The following is a 20936-nucleotide window of genomic DNA, read 5'->3' as shown; positions in this document are numbered from 1 at the left end:
ATGGCTGAGTTCAGGAAGCGTTCTGCTGAGTTTCCAACGCGATCCATAGAGAGCGTTCTGCTGAGTTTCCAACACGCCTGTCAAACAATTCGTAAAACTCAGAGAATGTCACTGTAAGGATCGGCATTCAGGAAATGAATACTGAGCTTTACAAAAATGTGGAAACTTACTACGAAAATTGAACAAAACCAAAACTACTCAAAAGTTGATAAATTGCCACATGCGATTTAATTTGTAGGAACTATTGCATTTTATTAAAAATTTCTAAAGAATGATCACATAAAATTTTTTGAGGTCTTTGGATAAACTCTTACACATTTTATCCAAAGATTCAAAAATAGTTGGTTCTAAAATTTTTGGATGACCCTATGGTTTTTAAATTTACTGAACTTCCAAGTAATCTTTTAAATTTAGTACTTCAAAAGTATTGAGAAGATCCGGGTGAATCGAGCTAATTGTACAGTCAATTCCTTCGGAACGTGCATTTTTTAAAAACCAGATCAAGGAACTGATAGAAATGGAATTCATGATTGGAATATTCCCCAAATTCAAAACGATATTCTTTGGTTTTTTGGCGATGGCTTCCATGAGCATCGTTCGAAAAGTATAATAATCGTGAAAGAGTGTGCTCAGATCCGGAGTGATTTCGATTGTTTCAGGAATTTCTGACATGGGAATTCATTCTAAGTTCTTCCGTATACTATACCAAATTTCGGATAAAAAAGCTTTCTCTTCAAAAAAATCTATTCTGGAAATCTCAAATTCAACCGATTTTTGAGAAGGGAGAGAAATAATGTTTGAGAAAACCCATTTCATGAAAACCCAGGATTTGCTGGAAAGAGGAATGAACAATTCCATTTTTAAGAGAAAGGTGATTTCGGACAATATCGCAAATGCGGACGTTCCTCACTTCAAAAGATCCGAAGTAATTTTCGAATCGATGATCAAAAGAGCCATTGAATCCGAAAAAATCGAAGCCGTCAAAGAAGTTCCGACACAAATCTCAGACGAACGACATATTCAATTCTTCAAACCATTGGATTATCGAGAGGTTCAACCGAAAGCGAATACGGACTACTTAACTACTATGAGAGCCGATGGGAATAATGTGGACGTGGAAAAGGAAGTCGTAGAAGCCTCCAATTCTCAAATGCAATATATGATGATGGCAGAGAGAATCAATCAGAACTACAGAGAACTGAAACAAGTCATGAGAATGGCTTAAAAATTTCGTTTTATTTATTTGAATTGATCATAATGAGACATAATTTTATACATTAGGAAGTGGCCATGGGACTTTTTTCATCGATCAACATTTCTGCAACCGGCTTATCCGCTCAAAGATTGAGAATGGATGTTATTTCCAATAACATTGCAAACTCCACTACAACTCGAAATACAAACGGGGACGGTCCTTTTAGAAGAGATCGAGTTGTTATGACTCCGATCAATTTAAGAACCAAATGGAGAAGCCCTGTTTATCCGTTTGGAGTTTCTCCGGGAGAAGGAAAGGGAGTCAAGGTAATGAAAATCGAAAAGGATATGACCCCTCTTCGATTGGTTTATGATCCGACTCATCCAGATGCAATTCAAATCGGACCCAAAAAAGGTTACGTTGAAATGCCAAATGTAAACATCGTTACAGAGATGACAGATATGATCTCCGCTTCCAGATCCTATGAAGCAAATGTTCAAATGATCAACGGATCAAAAGCGATGTTTAACAAGGCTTTAGAAATAGGTAGGGCTTAATTATGGAAATCAATTCTAATTCTTCTCTTTGGCATTCGTATAACTCCGGTTATAACGGTGGTAAAGCTCATCCTTTAAGTCCAAAAGGAGATCAGGTCAAAGTATCCATTACGGAAGATAGACATTATAAAGACGTAAAACAGCCGGTTTCTCCCGATTATGTAGCGGAAAGTTTTTCAGAAGCAATGAAAACCGCTCTGACTTCAGTCAATGATCTTCAAGTAGAAGCCGATGAATTGACTCAAAAGATGGTCTTTGATCCTAATTCTGTAGACGCTCATCAAGTTATGATTGCTTCCGAAAAAGCAAGAGTAGCTCTTACATTCACCAAAACGATTGCAGACGGTGTAATTCGCGCTTATAGAGAGCTGACTTCTTTAAGATAAATTGGCTTTAAACGATTTAAAAGAATATTTCTAAAATTGAATATTTAAATCGATTCTTGAAAATTTACAAAGATTTTAAATGAGACGTTCGAGCTTATAACTTCACTTATGTAACGTCTCAGTTTTACTGTGAAATTTAGGAATCTGCAGTAGTTCCCACAGATTAAGTCTCATTATACGACCTTATACGTGTTTGGCGTAAAAATCTTCTAAAAGTAGTAGTTCCTACAATTTCAAAATTAGAGTTTGTCCCAAAATCTCGAAGGATTTTAGGCGATTATTCTTTAGAAATTTTTAGTAAAATGTTGTTCCACAATTTAAGTCGCATTTAGAGCCGGTCTCAAAACTACCTATCAAAAAAGTTAAAAGCAATGATAGAGCTTGCGAGATAAAGAGATGCAAGATAATTTTCAGATTTTCTTTCCCAACGAATTAGGTTAGCCCTGAATCGATTGTGCCAACTGTTAGTTCTTTCAACGACAACGTCTAGGTTTTCCTTTATATTTACCGATGAGAGGCTTTTCACCTTTTTTCCGAATATGAGATTGAATGTTTCTTCTTTTGATTAAAACTTCTATATCTTTGAAATCATAACCTTTATCTAAACAAATATGTTTTGGCTTCTTTCTTCTTTTTCCGGAAAATATTAGGATTGAATTCAACGTATCTTTTACACCGTGTTTGTCATGAACGTTAGCTCCAGTCAATGTAATTGCCAAAGGAATTCCATTTCCATCTGTAAGAATATGCCGTTTAACCCCTAATTTGGCACGGTCTGTAGGGTTTTTCCCAGTTAAGCTCCCCCTTTGGGAGCTTTAACCATTGCCGAATCCATCGAAGCCCAGTCCCATGCTATTTGATTCTTTACATCATAATATTTTAAAATAGATTTATAAATCTTTTTGAATACTCCTGCTCGTTCCCATTCTTGAAATCTTCTGTGACAAGTTTGGCCTGATCCAAACTCATTCGGAATGGCACGCCACTGACAGCCTGTTTTCATTCGATAGATGATACCTGACATTACTACTCGTGTTGGTACTCGATTGCGACCTCCTTTCGGATTTACATTTTCTTTCGGGATTAATGGGGCTATTTGTTTCCAAAGTGCATCCGGTATCTCTGAATAATATTTGTCCATTTCACATTGATATTATTACCCTTTCTCTCTACAAACAGTTTTGAGACCGGCTCTTAGCAATTTGTGAACTTTCGAGCAGTTCTAATCTCGTTCAATTTTCATAGTAGTTCCCGTATTTATGAAACTCAGCGTCTCACTTCTATTGGCGTTCGACAGGTTTTGGGACAAGCTCTTAATCTATAAAATTGAAATTTGTAGGAACTCTTACATTTTGAGTGGTCAATCGAATGTTACGATTCGTCATTATTTAAAAATCCATTGAAAATAAGTTCAAAAAATTAACCTATATCTTTAGAGCTTTAGGAATCTGCAGTAGTTCCCACATTTTTAAGATCCATTTTATTCTTACAAAAATGTATAGGTATTCTCGAAAAAATCAAATGGCTTATTGAATGACGCGATTTTACGTTAAGTTTTGCTTTGAATTTTTCTTACGTTTTGAATAGGATTTTCAAAACTTGATCCTACTCTCAAATTCACTTAGAAAATTGAATACTGTAAATTTAACTAACGTGAATTCGATACATAGAATTCATTTTTTTGAAAAAGTTGGATCTGAACTTTATGGATCAATTCCTACAATGTGAGAACTCATACAAAAAGTAAATGTTTAAAAATTTGTAATGTGACTAATCTGTGAGAACTACTGCAAATCACGATTTTACAAACAAATTCTAAAATTGCAGAAACTTACATTTTTGAAAACCCTTTTTCATTTTCTTACGCCAAACTCACGTTAAATAACAAAGTTCTGTTTCGATACAAAATATTCGATATCTTTTATATACTTTAAAATGAGAATTACTTACTGAAAGTTTATAATAGATTATCGGAAATTTAATTTCTAAACGACAATTTATCCACAAATCCAAAGTAATTCATTATGCAGACATTATAAACTCAAGTTTTTTGAAATTAGATTTGTCGATTACTTTAAAAAGTTGTTATATTCTATAGAATAAAGCTATTAAAAATTTCATATAATAGAGTTATTGAAAAATTAATTCTCCATCTGTTTCTGTTTTATGGAAACGGTAATTAAAACAGTTTTACTAATCGTCGCTATGGAATTTTTCAACAACTCTAATTGTCTGAGTTTTTACAAACTTAAAATATATGACAGTCTTTGACAGCCTGAATTAAAATCTCGTTTTATGGTAAAAAATCTTTCTAGTTAAAAATTCTTTTGGACTTGAATTCTTATAGATCGATTCTATTTTGTTTTTAAAAAATCTGATCATTCAGGAAATAAAATATGAGTTTGAAAAAATATAATGGAAGTTGTCATTGTGGTAAAATTCGTTACGAACTAAATCTTGATCTTTCTAAAGGAACAAGCAAATGCAATTGCTCTTATTGTTCTAAAGTAAGAAATTGGAGTTCTATGGTCAAACCAGATGCATTCCGTTTGATCACTGGCGAAAACGAACTTGGAAGTTATCAATTTGGAACCAAAAGTGCAACTCATCAATTCTGTAAAAATTGCGGAGTAAGAATATTTACCAAAGGTCACCTTGAAGAATTAGGAGGTGCGTTTATCAGCGTAAGTTTAGTTACATTGGATAACATAGATCTCGAAGAGTTGGTCACTTCACCTCTTTGGTACGCGGACGGACTTCATAACAACTGGAGAGCACAACCTTCGGAAATTCGTCACCTCTGACCTGGATTATAATTTAAGTCGAATCAGTTTAAAAGTTACTTTTGAATTGAACAGGACACTTTGAAAATCCCATTCAATCCGTATTTTCTATTGATAATCTTTGCAGTAGTTCCCACAAATTAAGTCTCATTATACGACCTAATACGTGTTTGGCGTAAAAATATTAGAAAAATCTTTTAAAAGTAGTAGTTCCTACAATTTTAGAATTTATCTATAAAATCAGAATTTGTAGGAACTCTTACATTTTAAGTGGTCAATCGAATGACGTAATTTTACGTTAAGTTTTGCTTTGAATTTTGCTTACGTTTTGAATAGGATTTTCAAAACTTGATTCTACTCTCAAATTCATTTAAAAAATTGTAAATTTAACTAACGTGAATTCGATATATGAAATTCATTTTTCTGAAAAAAGTTGGAATCTGAACTTTATGGATCAAATGTGGGAACTCATACAAAAAGTAAATGCTGAAGTTTCCACAAAAGTCGTCTGACGTTTATAAACTTGACAGTAGTTTTCCATTATCAAATCTTCATAATCTTTAGATTTTGGGTAGTTGATAGATTTGCTACTTTCAAGAATTTGAATTTTACAATCTGTCGACAATTTATAGCATGAGTCTTAAAATTAAATTGATCTAAATTTTTTTGTTGTTCTAAAGAAAAAGTTTCATACTCACCAAACATCAATTTGGTGATTCTAATTATTCCTTGAGAATTTCCAAACCGCTTCTGGCAACTTGTCCATCCTGAACGGAGGTTCCACCTGAAACTCCAATTGCACCCGCAATCTTTCCATCGATCAAAATCAATTCTCCTCCTTCAAGAGGATAAACACCAGGCAAAGTTAAAATTCTAAGTCCAATTCCGCCAGCCGCAACAGTTTCTTCCATCGTCTTAGTCGATCTACGAAAATTGTTCGCGCATTTGGCTTTTCCTTGAGAAATATCAATGGAAGCAAATTGTGCTCCGTCCATTTTTTCCAATAACACTAAATTTCCTCCGGAATCTACGACAGAAATTACCATCTTCCATCCGTTTTTCTTTGCTTCTGATTGAGCTTTGAAAACAATCTTCTTTGCAACTTCTAACCGAATCGGATTTCCATAATCAGGAAAGTTGAGTTGATTTTGGCCCATATTAGGAAGTGTAACCAAAAAACAAATCGCAACGATGACCCAAAATTTTTGATACATAAATTCTCCTTGAGGTTTGTAAAACAATGATTGAATAAAATCGATTCAAAAAAATATTTAAGTACAGGTTTTACTTTCAAGAAATTTTATAAAATGAATTTTTAATTTGATAATGGTAGCTTATTAAAAAATTTAATTCTTAGATTGATTATTTTTGATGGGCAACAATTCTTTTTGTATCTTATAAGATTTTCATACAATAAATATTAGAGTTGTTAAAAATCCCATAGTTCAGTTTAACAAAACTGCTTCAATCAACCGTTTCCATGAGATAGAAAACAGTTGGAGAATTAATTTCTCAAAAACTCTATTTAATAAAGTAAACAAAAGTAGAATTTTTTAAAAAATGCTTTTCTAGAATCAATAATTAAAAGAATTTCTCAATCAATGAATTTTAAAATTAAAGTTGGCCTTTTCTTAAAACCTTTAGTCGTTTTCACTTTTTATTTTGGAATAAACTTTTGTTCAAGCTATCCCATTCTCAATAAACCTCTAAATGGAAGTTTAGATTTACAAGGGCATAGAGGAGCCAGAGGTCTAAAACCTGAAAATACATGGCCTGCTTTTGAAGAAGCAATTCGATACGAAATGACTACTTTAGAATTGGATACGGTTCTAACCAAAGATAATAAAATTATCATTCATCACGATTCGTTTACCAATCCTGCAATTTGCCAGAAAAAGGATGGGACTCAGATCATATCAACTTCATTATACGATCTGACTCTTTCCGAGTTGAAACAACTTGATTGTGGAACAAAAAAAAATCCTAAATATCCCGAACAGATTCCAGTTCCTGGAACTGAACTGATTACGATCGAAGAATTTTTTACACTTATTACAAACGTCGAAAAGAAAAATCCAAGCCGACCCAAGTTAAGATTTAATATCGAAACAAAATTTCCAAACGACAATAATTCTCAAATCTCAATAGAAAAAGTAAAAGAACACGTAAGTTTTTTAGTTCAAGCGATAGAAGATGCAAAGGTTGTAGATCGAACTACAATTCAATCTTTTTACTTACAAGCTTTGCCGATTGTAAAAGATAAAAATCCAAAACTCAAAACAAGCGCTCTTTTTTCTCTTACCTATTTTCAAGGCGCTATGATGAAATTGGGATTTGGAAACGGACTCAGAAAAGACGTTCTTAAAAAGACAATTGAAGTAAAAGCAAATATTGTTTCTCCTTATTTTTTATACGTCACGAAAGAATTTGTTCAAGAAGCTCATTCTCATAATATATCCGTGATCCCCTGGACGGTAAATGACCCGGAAGAAATAAGAAGATTGATCGATGCGGGAGTCGACGGCATCATCAGTGATTATCCCAACCGATTGGTACATACTATTAAGAATTAATTCGATCACTTAATACCACTCGTAGAATTTCACTCGTCTGAGGATGTGCCAACACCTGATAATGAGAAGTTCCAAACAAACAATGAACCCGCGATTGTGGATTGGATTTTTTTCGATACACTTTATCACTTAATAAAGTAAGACTCGGTTTTTCCACGATCCCGTCTCCAATCCAAGAGGACCATCTGGATTCTGTCTTTGTTACTAAACTGTAAACTTGAGTTGCGTTTACGTCGTCAAGTTCTCCGAAATACAAATCGTTTAAATATCTTTTCATCTGATCATTCTGAATCCAATCCTCTTCTCGTATAATCCCATGAGAAAGATCTTTGATCGCGTCACTTCTCTGATTTCCGATAAAACCTAAAATATGAACCGGAAGAATTGGCAACGATTCCGCTCCAAGCCCTAACCAAAAACCAATCTTTTCAATATACGATCCTCCATCAGGAGAATTGATCACAAGCGCATGACGAATCTTTTTTGAAAACTGGGAACCATTCTGTTTGGACTGATACAAGGCGCTTCTGAAAATCAAACCTCCCTGGCTATAGGAAATAACATCTAACGTTTTATCTTTCAACTCTGGAGTATTTAAAAGATTTTCCACAAGATCCAACATTTTTTTCGCGTTCGTAGAAAGATGAATCCCGGGATTAAACCGAAGATAAATGGGATAATAACCGCATTCTTTCATCGTTTCAGAAATTGGAACCTCTCCACTTGTATTCCAAAGTCCTTCGTCACAAAAAAGACCTGGGATACATAAAATCAAATGAGGTAATTTTGAGTTTTTCCAATCCATTAGAATTTCTTGATATTCTGTATCTTTACCCCCAAGCCTAAAAGAAGCTTGGATCTGGGAAGTAGTCACAACTCCCGCAAAAGATTCGCCTACGATACTAGAAACCGGAATATTCTCAAAAAGGGCTCTTTTAACAACTTCATCCGCATTTTCAAGAGCGACTAACGCTACCTGCATTGCATTTGCAGTGGAAATCAGAGAATCCGTTAATCCCTGTTCCGTTTTTTCACCTGCGTTTTTCAGAGCTTCTCCGGATTTAAAAAAGAATTCAGCCAAACTCGTATTCTGAACCAAAGGTGCGCCCGAAAGTTCGGATAACCGCTTTGAAGACCAATCCAAAGATTCACTTAAAACGGAGCGAACCATTTCCAAGGTTCCCACCGAAGTATCTTTTGCAAATCGAACCAACAATTTGCTTAGGTCCATACTCGGTTGTGTAGGTTTGTAAGGTATTCTATCTTTTTTTTCCATAGCGCGCGAAGTATAACTCAAAATTTACTTTAGGTCAATGGATAAAATTGAATCCTCACTTAGAACAAAACGAAGACTTGATCTTGTAATCCCTTATGTTCCTATGACGACATGCGGCTACTACTCATTCAGCCCCCAGTAGAAGATTTTTACGATACCGACATTCGATTACAACCGATCGGACTTTGTTATCTCAAAGGAGCCATACAAAAATTTTTACCGACTGTAGAAGTACTGATTAAAGATTTTCATAGAGGATTAAGGGATAAACTCGCCGGAAGAAGAACGATTCCTATTCCAAACGAACTCAAATATCTAAAAGAATACTACCCGGTTCCGGATAAAAGTCCGTTCTCAACGTTTTTTGAATATTTCCATTTTGGCGCTTCTTACGAAGATATATCAAAAGAAGTAAAATCCTTGAACCCAGATCTCGTGGGAATTTCCTCTTTGTTTTCTCCTTATTATAGAGAAGCTTTAAAAACCGCGGAAGAGATAAAAAAGGTTCTAAACGTTCCCGTTTTGATGGGAGGTTCTCATGTTTCCGCCTGTCCCGAACTGATGCTTTCAAATCCGAACGTAGATTTTATCATTCGAGGAGAAGGAGAAAAAGCAATTTGCGACTTTCTAAACGAATTTCAAAACGAAAAACGTTATGCGCTAGTTGACTCCCTTGGATGGAAAGAAAACGGAAAAATATATCTGAATCCGATCGGAGAAAATTTCCCAATTCAAGATCTACCTCCTCCCGATCTTTCCTCTTTATCGAAAGCACATTATCTTTTTGAAGGAAAACCGATGCGCTTTATCATCACTTCCAGAAGTTGTCCGCATCGTTGTAGTTTTTGTTCGGTCCACACAACTTTCGGAACCAAATATAGAAGAAACACCATAAAACGTGTGTTAAACGAAATCAAAAATTCTTATGAATTAGGTTATCGAGTATTTGACTTCGAAGACGACAACCTGACCTTTTTCCGTCCGGAAATGAAACAGCTCTGTGAAGAATTAATTGACACCTTTCCAAAAAAAGATGTTCGGTTTGTGGCCATGAACGGAATCTCTTATATCAGCTTAGATCCGGAACTTCTTCGTTTAATGAAAGAAGCTGGATTTACAAATTTGAATTTAGCGTTAGTCAGCTCTGATAAACTCGTTCGAGAAACTACCAAAAGACCTCATACGATCGAAAAATATCTTCAAATCGTTCGGGAAGGATTTGAACTCGGATTTCAAATTACCTCTTATCAAATTCTAGGACTCCCAATGGAAACTTTGGAATCCATGATTCAAACGCTTCGGTTTAACACGGAGCAACCAGTTTTAATGGGAGCTTCCCTTTTTTATCTGACTCCAAATTCTCCGATTGCAGCTAACTTTCCGGAAAGAAACGAATCTGATATTTTTCTTGCAAGACTTACTTCTATGGCAATTTCTTCCGAATATTTTGAAAGGGAAGATATTTATTCTCTTTTTATAATTACTAGAATGTTAAATTTTCTAAAAAGCGCCAGAATACCAAAGAACAGTTCAATCTCTCTAAATGAGACCTTTAGAATATTAGAAAATTATGATTCTAGATCTTATTTAGGGGTAAAACTTTTTGAAAAGTTGCTGGAAGAGAAAAAACTATATGCTTATACACATCAAGGTTGGTTTTTTTTAGATAAATTTCGATACAACGTTTTTGAAATGGTCTTTTCGGGATTGGATAAGATCACAACTCTTTCCGGTGGAAATATCGATCTAAATTTTTTTTCGTCTTTAATGGATTCAAGATCAAAGTTAAATTCGAATTCGTTTTAACGAGTTACCAAAAGCCAGAAAGATACATTCACAAATAAAATCAATATTACAAAAAATTTTATAACTTCCAATGAGAGACTTCTACTCGATTGGACCAAAAATCAAGAGTATTTTTAAGAATTGGCAAATCCAAAGGTTTAGTTAGACAATCATTCATTCCCTTAGAAACATATTTCTCTTTATTACTTTCAATTACATCCGCCGTCAAAGCAATGATAATAGGAGATTCCGAATTTTGATTTTTTGAACGAATCCATTTTGTAGCCTCAATCCCATCCACTTCTGGCATATGAATATCCATAAGAATTATATCAAAATTTCCTAACTGCATCCTTTCAATGACTTCCCTACCGTTATGCACTACCGTCGGATCATATCCCAATTTTTTAAGAGCCCTTTCGATCAAAAGACAATTCGTTTCATTATCTTCTGCAACTAGAATCCGAGTGCTCTTAGAAACAACATCTTGAAAAGATTTTTCCAAATCTTTCGTTTTTTCCGCTTCAAGAATTTTTTCTATTTCCAACACAGAAGGAATATCATAATCAATCGTGAATGTAAACTTAGAACCCTCACCGTCTTTGCTTTCTAATTGTAAAGCTCCACCTTGAAGTTCCACAAGTTGTTTGGTGATACTAAGTCCCAAACCGGAACCTCCGAACTTTCTGGCGGTAGACGTATCATTTTGAGAAAACGCTTCAAAGACCTGTTTTTGTTTTTCCAAAGGAATTCCAATTCCAGAGTCCATAACTGTAAACTCTATAGATACGTTATCTTTAGAAATTTTTTTTTGAGCCACCTTAAGAACCACTTCTCCACGATTCGTAAATTTAATTCCATTACCTGCAAGATTCCATAAAATCTGTCGAAGTCTAAGCGGATCTCCGTAAACGTATTCTTGAATTTCCAATTTACCTTCTAAACGAAAATTGATCTCTTTCTGTTTTGCAAGAGGAAATAGAAGATCGTGAATTTCGTCTAAAACAGAACGAATCGAAAAAACTTCCCTTTCCAAAATAATTTTTCCAGCTTCAATTTTAGAAAAATCTAAAATATCGTTGATGATCTGTAACAACGATTTGGCGGAAACAGAAAGAACTCCGACGTATTCTTTTTGTTCTTCGTTAAGTTTAGTTGTTCCCAAAAGTTGAACCATTCCCAAAACGCCGTTCATAGGAGTCCGAATTTCGTGGCTCATATTTGCAAGAAAACTACTTTTGACTTTAGAAGCCTTTTCCGCGACCTCTTTGGCTTGAATCAATTCCCACTCGGTTTCTCTTCTCTGTTGGATTTCTTTTTTAAGAAGTACAATGTTCTTATGAATCTCAGATTGTAAACCATCCTTAAGCCTAAATTCCAATTCTTTAATTCTCTGGACGAGCATAACTGAAAAAAGAACGGACTGAGAAATAAACGCCAATTTCAAAAGATGAAGCGAAAGATAATCGATCGTAATCGCTCCGAAGGCACTTAAATTTGTGAGGCCCCCAGCGATAGGAAATACAAGATGAATGATCAAAAAATTCTTTGCAGACTTAAAACCTTCTTTAATTCTCACGATACAAAAATAAACAATGATTAGATTATTGACCAATCCCAAATAATAAGAAACCCGATTCAATTGAGTAGGATAAAAAACAGAAAGAGGTATTAAAAGCAGATTAACGGCTGTATATATAAGCATTATAATTTTTGCATATTTTTCCTTTTTTTCAGGGTATAAAAATTCCATAGAAAAAAGAAAAAGAAACAAAGTGGAAGTATAAAAAAGAATCAATATAAACGGAAGATAATACCGCCCATAATTCGGTTTAAAGAATGGAGAAATCAATCCGTCCCAAGAAGTTAAATAAGCCGTCGAAAATAAAATCATAATAAAATAATATAAGTACGATTTCGTTCTAAAAAACATGTACAACGAAAAATTATATAAACCCATTGCAATTCCAAATCCTAAAGTCAATCCGACTAAAATCGATCTGGATAGTTTGGTAAAGTCGTGTTTTTTTTCTGATTCCAATACAATAGGAATTCGCATAGGAGTTCCACTTTTGATCTCACAAACGATTTGAATTTCTTCTCCAGGAGGAAGATAAAAATCGAGCATAGGAAAACTTTTTTCGTAAACACGATTTGTTCCCGCAAGAATTTCATGAATTGAATCTTTAGGACCATATCGATAAAAAATATCTACTTCTTCCAAATAAGGATTAAAAATTTCGAATTTTCCATGATAATCTTTTTCAGTATCGTTTTTTAAAGGAATGTAAAACCAAGCCGTATCATTAGTAAAGCCGAGAGAAAATACTTCCGCAGGAATATTTTGAAAAACAAGAGAAGGATCTCTTGCAAAAATTCTTTCCCGAAAATTTTCGTCCGCACCATTTCTAAAGTAATATATGTAAAAACTTAGAGCAGAATTTTTCTGTAATTGTGAAATTTTTCCAGAAACCGGAGACAAAGATTCAGCCATTAGAGAATAATGAAATAGAAATATGATATATAATAATAAAAATCTCATATTCAAAAAAGTAAAAACTGGGAAAGTGATTTTTGATCTATTCTACGGGATCTATTTTAGAGTAAAAATCTTTTTTTATTCCTATTAATCCTACCATGAATTTTAAGACAAATCCCTTTTTAAACGTAGAATTTTAACATTCTATTTTATAGATTTAAGTAATAAAAAAACGGATTCTTTACCACTCGAACGTATGAAAATGGCACCAAAAATTAATGGGCCATTTTACGAAAGATGTAGAAACTCTCAAAAATTAAAGCTAACCTGGAATTCATAGCTTTTTGAAATTCTAGTTTTTTTGAAAATAATTCATAGCATTATTTTCATGTGCTCGAATAGTAAATTTGAAAATTACAATAGAGTTGTTGAAATATTCATTCTCCATCTATTCCTGTTTTATGGAAACGGTCATTGAAGTAGTTTTGTTAATCGTCGCTATGAAATTTTTCAATAACTCTAATATTCAAAAAATTTGTTCAAACTCTAAGCGACGTAATCCGTAAAAACTATTTTCTACCCTTTTCTTTAAGTCTCTTCTGTAAAGCTTTGGACATTTGTTTATCTTTTTGTTTTTTCTTTCTGGCTTCTTCCGGGTCATTCAAGGCTTGGTAAGCCATTAGTTCTTTCGAAAGTTTTAAATAAGAAAGGTATCTAGCTTCGCTGATTTTTCCGGCTTTTACAGCTGCGACAACTCCACAATTGGGCTCTTCGTTGTGTGAACAATCGTTAAAACGACATTCTTCCGCGGCCATTGCAATTTCTGGAAAGACTTCCTCAAGTTCTTCTTCGTTTCCTTCCGAAAACAAACCTACTTCTCTGATTCCTGGATTGTCCATAAGAACCCCACCAGAAGGTAAAAGAAACAATTCTCTGCGTGTTGTAGTATGCCTTCCGGTTCCGTCGGAAACTTTTACCTCGTTAGTTTTTTGAACCTCTTCACCTAACAAAGAATTAATGATAGTGGATTTACCCGCGCCCGAAGATCCTAAAAACGCAATCGTCTTTCCTGGACCGATCCATTGCAAAATTGTTCGAGTCTGTTTCAAATCCAAAGCCGAAATCATTTCGATCGGAATTTCCCCAGCGATCGTTTTGATTTCCGCAAATTTACTTTCAGGATCCGTACAAAGATCCTTTTTATTTAAAACGATTGTAACTTGTGCTCCGCTGATCTTCGCCAAGAACAAATAACGTTCTATTCTTCTCGGGCTATAATCGTTGTCCAAACCCATGATCACCAGTAAAAGATCTATATTTGATGCAATCGCCTGAGAACCTTTTCTTGTTCCTGGATTACTTCTTTTTAAAAAAGTTTTTCTGGGAAGAATTTTTTCTACGATACAAAGTTCGTCACCTTCAATTTCTCGTACAAGCACCCAATCTCCGGTTGCAATCGATTCTCCAGAAGCCATCAGTCCCCCGGAAAAAATACCCTTCCGTTCTCCCTGATCTATTATTATTTTTGAATATTCTCCATAGACAGAAAGCACCCGGCCCGGCTTTAGGTCTTCGACAAGTTTCGGTTCTTCTAAATAAATGCTCGGATCCCAACCATAAGAAATTAGGATTGAAGTTGATTGTGACATACTTTTCCTTTTTTTTAGATTCTGAAAATTTAGATTTTATTGATCAAACTTCCGAATTTAAATTCTAAAATCAATTCCATGAACTTCTCTAAGAACTTAGAATTGGTCCCATGCTTGGTTAAGAAAATGTAAAATCCAGTTTCAAACCGTCCCATGTGGGAACTAATACAAAATTTTTTTCCACGAGATTCTACATTTGTAAATTATAATCTACCGAATGAGACAAAATCTGTGGGAACTCTCACATTTTTACGGGTGATAAATTTGAATTGTTTTTTGAGGTTTTACTCAATCCGAAAAAATATGAAAATGATACTATGAATTTTGAGACAAATCCCCGTTAGAGGAAACAGAATTCTATTTCTAAGTAAATAAACTCTATAAATAAATTTTTGATTCTATGAAAATCGAAAAACAGAGATTTCATGTAGAAATTTGGCCGGATAATCATCCTTCTTAGATTTTATAGAAAGTTCCTTAAAACAAACTTTAAAAAGGTGAATTCGTGAAGAAAATGAAAAAGAATTTCCTTAATAGTTGGGCTCCTGAACAACTTTAAAATTCATTCGTAAAATTGTGATTTGCAGTAGTTCCTACAAATTACGTCTACTCGACAATTATAGGTTTCTATAGTAGTTTTTATTACCGTTTAAAATTGTATGAGTTCCCAGGTTTTACAATAGAGTTGTTGAAAAATGAATTCTCCATCCAATTTTTCTGTTTCATAGAAACAATCGATTGAAGCAATTTTATTGATCTGAACTACGGAATTTTTCAACAACCTAATAGATTCTGAAACTACTGATAACTCATAAAATATCACATTTTACATTCAAAAAGGTCTTTGTAATCAAAATTTGTAAGATCCATTATTATGGATCGGAAGAATACATAAAACAACTCTTCGCCAAACGAGAGTAAACGATAGCCTCATCTATAATTTATTTCTAGATTATCAATTGAGCTTCAAAATAAAAATTCTACATAACCATGTCTGGATTTTTGAGAAAGTTCAAATCAAATGTTTTACGGTAATAAAAATAACGTTCTCCTCCGTTTGTAGCAAAAGCTATTGCAAAATCGGCTAACATAGTTTATCCGAACGTCTAAAACCTACTGATAGAAAATTTAAATATTCAAAGTTACAATCGCTATTTTTCTTGCAATATTTCTCTTTTTTGAAAATGTTCTGCCAATTTAATCCAGGCAAAAACATTGATTCAAAAAATATCCCAACCTATCGAAAAAATTAAAAATCAATACGAAACAGTCGTAATCGGATCCGGTTATGGTGGCGCAATTGCAGCATCCAGGCTTTCTAGAGCCGGAATCGAAGTCTGTCTTTTAGAAAGAGGTAAAGAAATCAGACCGGGAGAATTTCCTAATAAAGAAATTTCCGCTTTAAAAGAAGTACAAGCGAACTACGAAGATAAACAAATTGGTCCTAAAAACGGTCTGTTTGATTTTCACTTTAATAAAGACATTAACGTTTTAGTAGGTTGTGGTTTGGGAGGCACGTCGCTTATCAACGCTAACGTAAGTCTTAGAGCAGTTCCGGAAGTGTTTCAAGATCCGGCTTGGCCTAAAAATATTCGAGAAGAAGCAAGTAAACACGGATTAGATCCGTATTATTCTCTCGCTGAAGAAATGTTAAGACCAAACCCAATCCCGAATCAATATCGAAATCTCGCCAAACACCAAGCACTTAAAACATCCGCTTCTTTTTTAAAGAAAGAATTTTATCCTACTCCGATTAACGTAACGTTCCAATCCAAAATCAATCACGTTGGAGTTAAACAAGAAGCTTGTACAAATTGCGGAGATTGTGTAACCGGTTGTAACGTATCTTCTAAAAATACAACTCTGATGAATTACCTTCCAGATGCAGCAAACTTCGGCGCTCAAATTTTTACGGAAGTAAAAGTAAGTTATATCGAAAAACAAGAAGATTCTTGGCTGATTCATTTTGTTCCTCTCGGACTCGATCGAGAAAAATTTAGTAAAGACGAATTATTTATCCGAGCTAAAACCGTGATTCTTTCTGCGGGCGCTTTAGGTTCTACTGAAATTCTACTTCGCTCCAAAGAAAAAGGACTAAACGTCTCTGACTCTGTAGGAGTTCGTTTTAGTGGAAACGGAGATATGTTAGGTTTTTCTTATAATGGAAATACTACGATCAACGGAATCGGTTTTGGTTCTAAAAAAACGAACGTAAATGTAGGTCCTTGTATTACAGGAGTCATCGACACACGTAAAGGTGCACCTTTAAACGAAGGAATGATCATAGAAGAAGGTTCTATCCCAGGTGCAATTCGAGGTCAATTACCAGAAATTTTTGCAATTGCTTCTAAATTCACAGGAGTAAAAACCAAAAAAGGTCTTGTTCAATGGATAGTTGAGAAAATTAGAATATTCTTAAGTTTTATTTTAGGCGCCTATCGAGGTGCGGTCAAAAACACTCAGACTTATTTAGTGATGGCGCACGACGGAAACGACGGAAAAATGTTTCTTCAAAACGATCGTCTGAGAATTTCCTGGCCGAACGTCGGTAAAAGACCGGTCTTTGAAAAAATCAGCACCATACTAAAAGAAGCTACAGTTCCACTCCAAGGAACCTATATTAAAAATCCAGTATGGAACCGACTAACGGATCAAGATTTAATTTCTGTACATCCTCTCGGTGGTTGTCCAATGGGAGACGACGCTTCCACTGCAGCAGTCAATGAAAATTGTCAGGTTTATTCCAGCAAAAGCGGTAAAGAAACGTATAATGGATTGTACATTATGGACGGTTCCGTAATTCCTAGATCTTTAGGAGTTAATCCACTACTTACGATCTGTGCGATCTCGGAAAGAGCCTGCGAAAAATTAGTCTCTCAAAAAGGTCTTACAATCAATTACAATCTTCCTTCTTATCCTAAACATACAGACATCCCAGATGAAAAAACATTAGGCATCGAATTCACGGAATGTATGAAAGGATTTTTTTCCACTCAATCGAAAGAAGATACAGAAAGAGGTTATCAAATCGGTAAGGATGAAGGTTCTTCCATAGAATTTTTACTTACGATCCGAAGCGAAAATCTAAATGAGATGATTCATAATCCGGATCACAAGGCAACGTTATTCGGCACTGTAAAAGCTCCTATTCTTTCTAAAGACGTCATTACCGTAACAAATGGAGAGTTTTTACTTTTTATTTCCAGAGAAGACAAAGTAGAAACCAGAAACATGGTCTATCGTATGATTCTTAACACGGAAGAAGGTAAAAAATATCTTTTTGTAGGAGCCAAGTGGATCCAAGACGACGGACTTACAAACATTTGGAGAGACACGAGTACACTCTTCACTACAATCTACGAAGGTGAAACCGAAAATTCTCCCGTTTTAGGAAAAGGGATTTTACACATTCTTCCAGAAGACTTTGCAAAACAAATGACCACGATGAAAGTCATTCATGCAAAATCTCTAATAGATACAATCCAAGGATTGGCGAAGTTCGGTTCTTTTTTTGCGGGTGTATTGTATGACGTTTACGGGGGAATCGCGAGTTCCATCGTTCCTTGGGATAAGGACGCAAGACCTAGAACCAAAAGACCTCTACGGGTTTCTCCTCCCGAAGTTCATTTTTTCAAAGCAGAAGACGGAGCCAACTTAAGACTTTTAAGATATAAAGGTGGCAACAAGGGACCGGTTCTGTTATCTCCCGGACTAGGTGTTTCTAGTTTGATATTTAGTATAGATACGATCGATACAAATCTTTTAGAATATCTTTTTGAAAATCGATACGACGTTTGGCTTTTCGATTATAGAACTTCGATTGCTCTTCCTTCTGCTTCTCTTCCAAATACGGGAGATGCGATCGCTACCAAAGATTATCCGGCAGCGGTTAACAAAGTAAGAGAACTTACCAAAGTAGACAAGATTCAAGTAGTAGCTCATTGTTTTGGAGCAACTACTTTTACAATGGCGTTACTCGCTGGTTTAGAAGGAGTTCGCTCTGTGGTACTTTCTCAAATTTCTGCGGATGTAGAAGTTCCCACCTCAATGGATATTAAAGTAGGACTTCATACTGCGGAAATTTTAGATGTCCTTGGAATCAAGGATATGACCGCATATACTAACGATCACGACGATTGGTTGGATCGATTCTTTAATAGCGTTTTAGCGTTACAACCACAGTTTCTTTTTTCTCACGACGTAAACCCAGTCAGCAGAAGGATCTCCTTTCTTTACGGTAGCCTTTATAAATTAGAAAATTTGAATGAAGAAACCTATCATTACGGTTTGGGAGAAATGTTCGGAGTTTCCAACATTAAGGCATTTGAACATTTATCCAAGATGATCCGTGCCCACAAGGTGGTAAATTCAGAAGGACAAGACGTCTACGTTCCCCATTTGGATCGACTCAATCTACCAATCACATTCATTCATGGAGCGCAAAATCGTTGTTATCTTCCAGAAAGTACGGAAACAACATACAAAAAACTAATCGATCGCTTTAACCCAAATCAATACAGACGTCACGTAATTCCTGATTACGGACATATAGATTGTATATTTGGAAAAAGCGCCTATAAAGATGTGTATCCGTTTATACTACAGTCTTTAAATCGTTATTAAAGAATTTTGAATTTTATAAATTTATAATTTTATTTTACAGGAAAATATGTCAAAAGATAATATTCATTACGACGCAATTGTAATTGGCTCCGGATTTGGTGGCTCCATTAGCGCTTTAAGACTTTCAGAAAAAGGTCAAAAGGTTCTTGTTTTAGAAAGGGGAAAAAAATATTCTCCCGGAGATTTTCCAAGGGACGTACGTAAAGTAGACAATCTTCTTTGGCGTTATCCTAAAAAGAAAAAGTCTTTGGGTTTATACGAACTCAACTTTTTTAGCGGACTCGGAACCGTAACCGCCTCCGGTTTAGGTGGAGGTTCTTTGATCTACGCGAACATTCACATTCGCCCCGACCATAAGGTTTTTGAAGATCCTCGTTGGCCAGCTCCGTTTAACAGAAATTATTTGGATCCTTATTTTGATAAAGTGGCCTCTAAATTCGATGTAAAACCGGTTCCACCAGAATGGGATCTTCCAAAAAGAAATAAATTTAAAGCCGCCGCGGAATTAAACAGACATACTTATTTTGATCCGGACGCAGCCGCAAGTTGGTTAAAACCTTCCAGACCGGGACAATCTACTTGTATACGTTGTGCGGAATGTGAGTTCGGATGTAATTACGGAGCCAAAAATACATTAGACTTTAATTATATTGCAGACGCTAAAAAAAACGGTGCCGCGTTTCAAACTAATTCCTTAGTATCTCATGTTGCTCCGGATTCTCAAAACGGTTATGTAGTTTACTATGAAAATACAGAAACCGGAGAAAAAAAATCTGTATATGCAAAAAGAGTCATACTCTCTGCAGGAACGTTAGGAACCAATCGAATCCTTTTCAATAGCAGAGACAGATACAAGACCTTACCAAATCTAAGCAAACAACTCGGAAAAGGATATTCTGGAAATGGGGACTTTTTAGGCGGAATAGAATCGAGTAAAAATGAACTCATACCTTGGGACGGACCGGATGTGACTACCGTAATCAATTATTTTCCGCAAGGATTTCAATTTACAATGGCAGCGCCTACGTTCAACCAACCTGTAATGGCAGTACTTGCTTCATTAGGAATTGCTAAACCGAATTGGTTTTTAAAACTGATTGGCCCTATCTTTTGGAAAAGTTTGAAATGGATTCTTCCTTTTGTATTTAAAAAAGGATTACTTTCCAAACCCTTACCACCTGGTCTTCCGGGAGCGGGTAATCCAAATTATATGACAAATCTATTCGCCATCGGAAGAGACAACGCAAACGGAAAAATCGTACGTCGAGGTAAAAACATAGATGTAAAGTGGAAATATTCTAAAGAAAACCAAACTCTCATTCAGAACATGACCACTTCTATGCAACAAATAGGGGACGCTTATGGCGGACAGTTTGGTCCGTTAGCTACCTTTTTGTTATTCAATCGAATCATCTCAGTACATTCTTTAGGAGGTTGTATTCTCGCCGCTAATCCGGACAAAGGAGTTGTATCTGAAACAGGAGAAGTATTCGGTTATAAAAATTTATTCATCGCCGATGGATCTGTAATTCCTTCTTCGATCGGATTTCATCCTGTAATGACAATTTCCGCCGTAGCCGAACATACTGCAGCTTCCATCTGTGCCGGATTATAATCCGGCACACAAAGT

Annotated in this window: 13 protein-coding genes and 1 pseudogene; 8 read left to right on the top strand and 6 right to left on the bottom strand. The window is 35.1% G+C overall.

The window, feature by feature from the left end; all coding sequences use genetic code 11:
* Nucleotides 1–381 precede the first annotated feature (381 nt).
* On the bottom strand, nucleotides 382–672 hold the full coding sequence (locus tag LEP1GSC059_RS07815) for an STAS domain-containing protein (protein WP_002176442.1): 291 nt from the start codon (nucleotides 670–672) through the stop codon (nucleotides 382–384).
* Between the two features lie 121 nt (nucleotides 673–793).
* On the opposite strand from LEP1GSC059_RS07815, the gene flgB reads away from it, so the two are divergent.
* From flgB to fliE, 3 genes are all read left to right on the top strand, one after another.
* Nucleotides 794–1225 (top strand): flagellar basal body rod protein FlgB, encoded by a 432-nt coding sequence (flgB, locus tag LEP1GSC059_RS07810; RefSeq protein WP_002176416.1) that lies wholly within the window; start codon nucleotides 794–796, stop codon nucleotides 1223–1225.
* A gap of 65 nt (nucleotides 1226–1290) precedes the next feature.
* A complete protein-coding gene (flgC, locus tag LEP1GSC059_RS07805; protein WP_002153185.1) occupies nucleotides 1291–1752 on the top strand; it encodes a flagellar basal body rod protein FlgC in 462 nt (153 codons plus the stop codon).
* Nucleotides 1753–1754: 2 nt separating this feature from the next.
* On the top strand, nucleotides 1755–2138 hold the full coding sequence (gene fliE / locus LEP1GSC059_RS07800; protein ID WP_002176435.1) for a flagellar hook-basal body complex protein FliE: 384 nt from the start codon (nucleotides 1755–1757) through the stop codon (nucleotides 2136–2138).
* A gap of 346 nt (nucleotides 2139–2484) precedes the next feature.
* Here fliE and LEP1GSC059_RS22920 read toward each other — a convergent pair.
* A pseudogene (locus LEP1GSC059_RS22920) lies at nucleotides 2485–3222 on the bottom strand (IS5 family transposase).
* Nucleotides 3223–4534: 1312 nt separating this feature from the next.
* Here LEP1GSC059_RS22920 and LEP1GSC059_RS07785 point away from each other — a divergent pair.
* Nucleotides 4535–4942 (top strand): GFA family protein, encoded by a 408-nt coding sequence (locus tag LEP1GSC059_RS07785; protein ID WP_002176493.1) that lies wholly within the window; start codon nucleotides 4535–4537, stop codon nucleotides 4940–4942.
* A gap of 701 nt (nucleotides 4943–5643) precedes the next feature.
* Here LEP1GSC059_RS07785 and LEP1GSC059_RS07780 read toward each other — a convergent pair.
* Nucleotides 5644–6135: a GlcG/HbpS family heme-binding protein gene (locus LEP1GSC059_RS07780; protein ID WP_002176456.1), complete on the bottom strand. Its 492-nt coding sequence runs from the start codon at nucleotides 6133–6135 to the stop codon at nucleotides 5644–5646.
* Nucleotides 6136–6498: 363 nt separating this feature from the next.
* Here LEP1GSC059_RS07780 and LEP1GSC059_RS07775 point away from each other — a divergent pair, with 363 nt between their 5' ends.
* Nucleotides 6499–7494, top strand: a complete 996-nt coding sequence (locus LEP1GSC059_RS07775) for a glycerophosphodiester phosphodiesterase (protein WP_201028163.1) — start codon at nucleotides 6499–6501, stop codon at nucleotides 7492–7494.
* On the opposite strand, the gene LEP1GSC059_RS07770 is transcribed toward LEP1GSC059_RS07775, so the two are convergent.
* The gene (locus LEP1GSC059_RS07770; RefSeq protein ID WP_020980633.1) at nucleotides 7484–8770 is read right to left on the bottom strand and encodes an esterase/lipase family protein; all 1287 of its coding nucleotides are present in this window, start codon (nucleotides 8768–8770) and stop codon (nucleotides 7484–7486) included. The genes LEP1GSC059_RS07775 and LEP1GSC059_RS07770 overlap by 11 nt on opposite strands.
* 111 nt (nucleotides 8771–8881) lie before the next feature.
* Here LEP1GSC059_RS07770 and LEP1GSC059_RS07765 point away from each other — a divergent pair, with 111 nt between their 5' ends.
* A complete protein-coding gene (locus LEP1GSC059_RS07765) occupies nucleotides 8882–10576 on the top strand; it encodes a B12-binding domain-containing radical SAM protein (protein ID WP_020980576.1) in 1695 nt (564 codons plus the stop codon).
* A gap of 58 nt (nucleotides 10577–10634) precedes the next feature.
* Here LEP1GSC059_RS07765 and LEP1GSC059_RS07760 read toward each other — a convergent pair whose 3' ends face one another.
* Both LEP1GSC059_RS07760 and rsgA read right to left on the bottom strand, forming a co-directional pair.
* The gene (locus LEP1GSC059_RS07760; protein ID WP_020980594.1) at nucleotides 10635–13097 is read right to left on the bottom strand and encodes a hybrid sensor histidine kinase/response regulator; all 2463 of its coding nucleotides are present in this window, start codon (nucleotides 13095–13097) and stop codon (nucleotides 10635–10637) included.
* 506 nt (nucleotides 13098–13603) lie between these two features.
* Nucleotides 13604–14683 (bottom strand): ribosome small subunit-dependent GTPase A, encoded by a 1080-nt coding sequence (gene rsgA / locus LEP1GSC059_RS07755; protein WP_002176488.1) that lies wholly within the window; start codon nucleotides 14681–14683, stop codon nucleotides 13604–13606.
* Between the two features lie 1215 nt (nucleotides 14684–15898).
* On the opposite strand from rsgA, the gene LEP1GSC059_RS07750 reads away from it, so the two are divergent.
* Nucleotides 15899–19306 carry an alpha/beta fold hydrolase gene (locus LEP1GSC059_RS07750; protein ID WP_017213843.1) on the top strand — a complete coding sequence of 1136 codons (3408 nt, stop codon included), beginning with the start codon at nucleotides 15899–15901 and terminating at the stop codon, nucleotides 19304–19306.
* Between the two features lie 46 nt (nucleotides 19307–19352).
* The gene (locus LEP1GSC059_RS07745; RefSeq protein ID WP_020980581.1) at nucleotides 19353–20921 is read left to right on the top strand and encodes a GMC oxidoreductase; all 1569 of its coding nucleotides are present in this window, start codon (nucleotides 19353–19355) and stop codon (nucleotides 20919–20921) included.
* Nucleotides 20922–20936 lie beyond the last annotated feature (15 nt).

This window comes from Leptospira noguchii serovar Panama str. CZ214 (genome assembly GCF_000306255.2).
Taxonomy (GTDB): Bacteria; Spirochaetota; Leptospiria; order Leptospirales; family Leptospiraceae; genus Leptospira; species Leptospira noguchii.
This window is presented reverse-complemented; position numbering and strand designations above follow the sequence as displayed.

What these genes read in the sequence shown, in the direction of transcription:
- LEP1GSC059_RS07815 (WP_002176442.1), bottom strand. Translation starts at nt 672, where the DNA reads ATGTCAGAAATTCCTGAAACAATCGAAATCACTCCGGATCTGAGCACA.
- fliE (WP_002176435.1), top strand. Translation starts at nt 1,755, where the DNA reads ATGGAAATCAATTCTAATTCTTCTCTTTGGCATTCGTATAACTCCGGT.
- LEP1GSC059_RS07760 (WP_020980594.1), bottom strand. Translation starts at nt 13,097, where the DNA reads ATGAGATTTTTATTATTATATATCATATTTCTATTTCATTATTCTCTA.
- LEP1GSC059_RS07745 (WP_020980581.1), top strand. Translation starts at nt 19,353, where the DNA reads ATGTCAAAAGATAATATTCATTACGACGCAATTGTAATTGGCTCCGGA.
- rsgA (WP_002176488.1), bottom strand. Translation starts at nt 14,683, where the DNA reads ATGTCACAATCAACTTCAATCCTAATTTCTTATGGTTGGGATCCGAGC.
- flgC (WP_002153185.1), top strand. Translation starts at nt 1,291, where the DNA reads ATGGGACTTTTTTCATCGATCAACATTTCTGCAACCGGCTTATCCGCT.
- LEP1GSC059_RS07765 (WP_020980576.1), top strand. Translation starts at nt 8,882, where the DNA reads ATGCGGCTACTACTCATTCAGCCCCCAGTAGAAGATTTTTACGATACC.
- LEP1GSC059_RS07770 (WP_020980633.1), bottom strand. Translation starts at nt 8,770, where the DNA reads ATGGAAAAAAAAGATAGAATACCTTACAAACCTACACAACCGAGTATG.
- LEP1GSC059_RS07785 (WP_002176493.1), top strand. Translation starts at nt 4,535, where the DNA reads ATGAGTTTGAAAAAATATAATGGAAGTTGTCATTGTGGTAAAATTCGT.
- flgB (WP_002176416.1), top strand. Translation starts at nt 794, where the DNA reads ATGTTTGAGAAAACCCATTTCATGAAAACCCAGGATTTGCTGGAAAGA.
- LEP1GSC059_RS07780 (WP_002176456.1), bottom strand. Translation starts at nt 6,135, where the DNA reads ATGTATCAAAAATTTTGGGTCATCGTTGCGATTTGTTTTTTGGTTACA.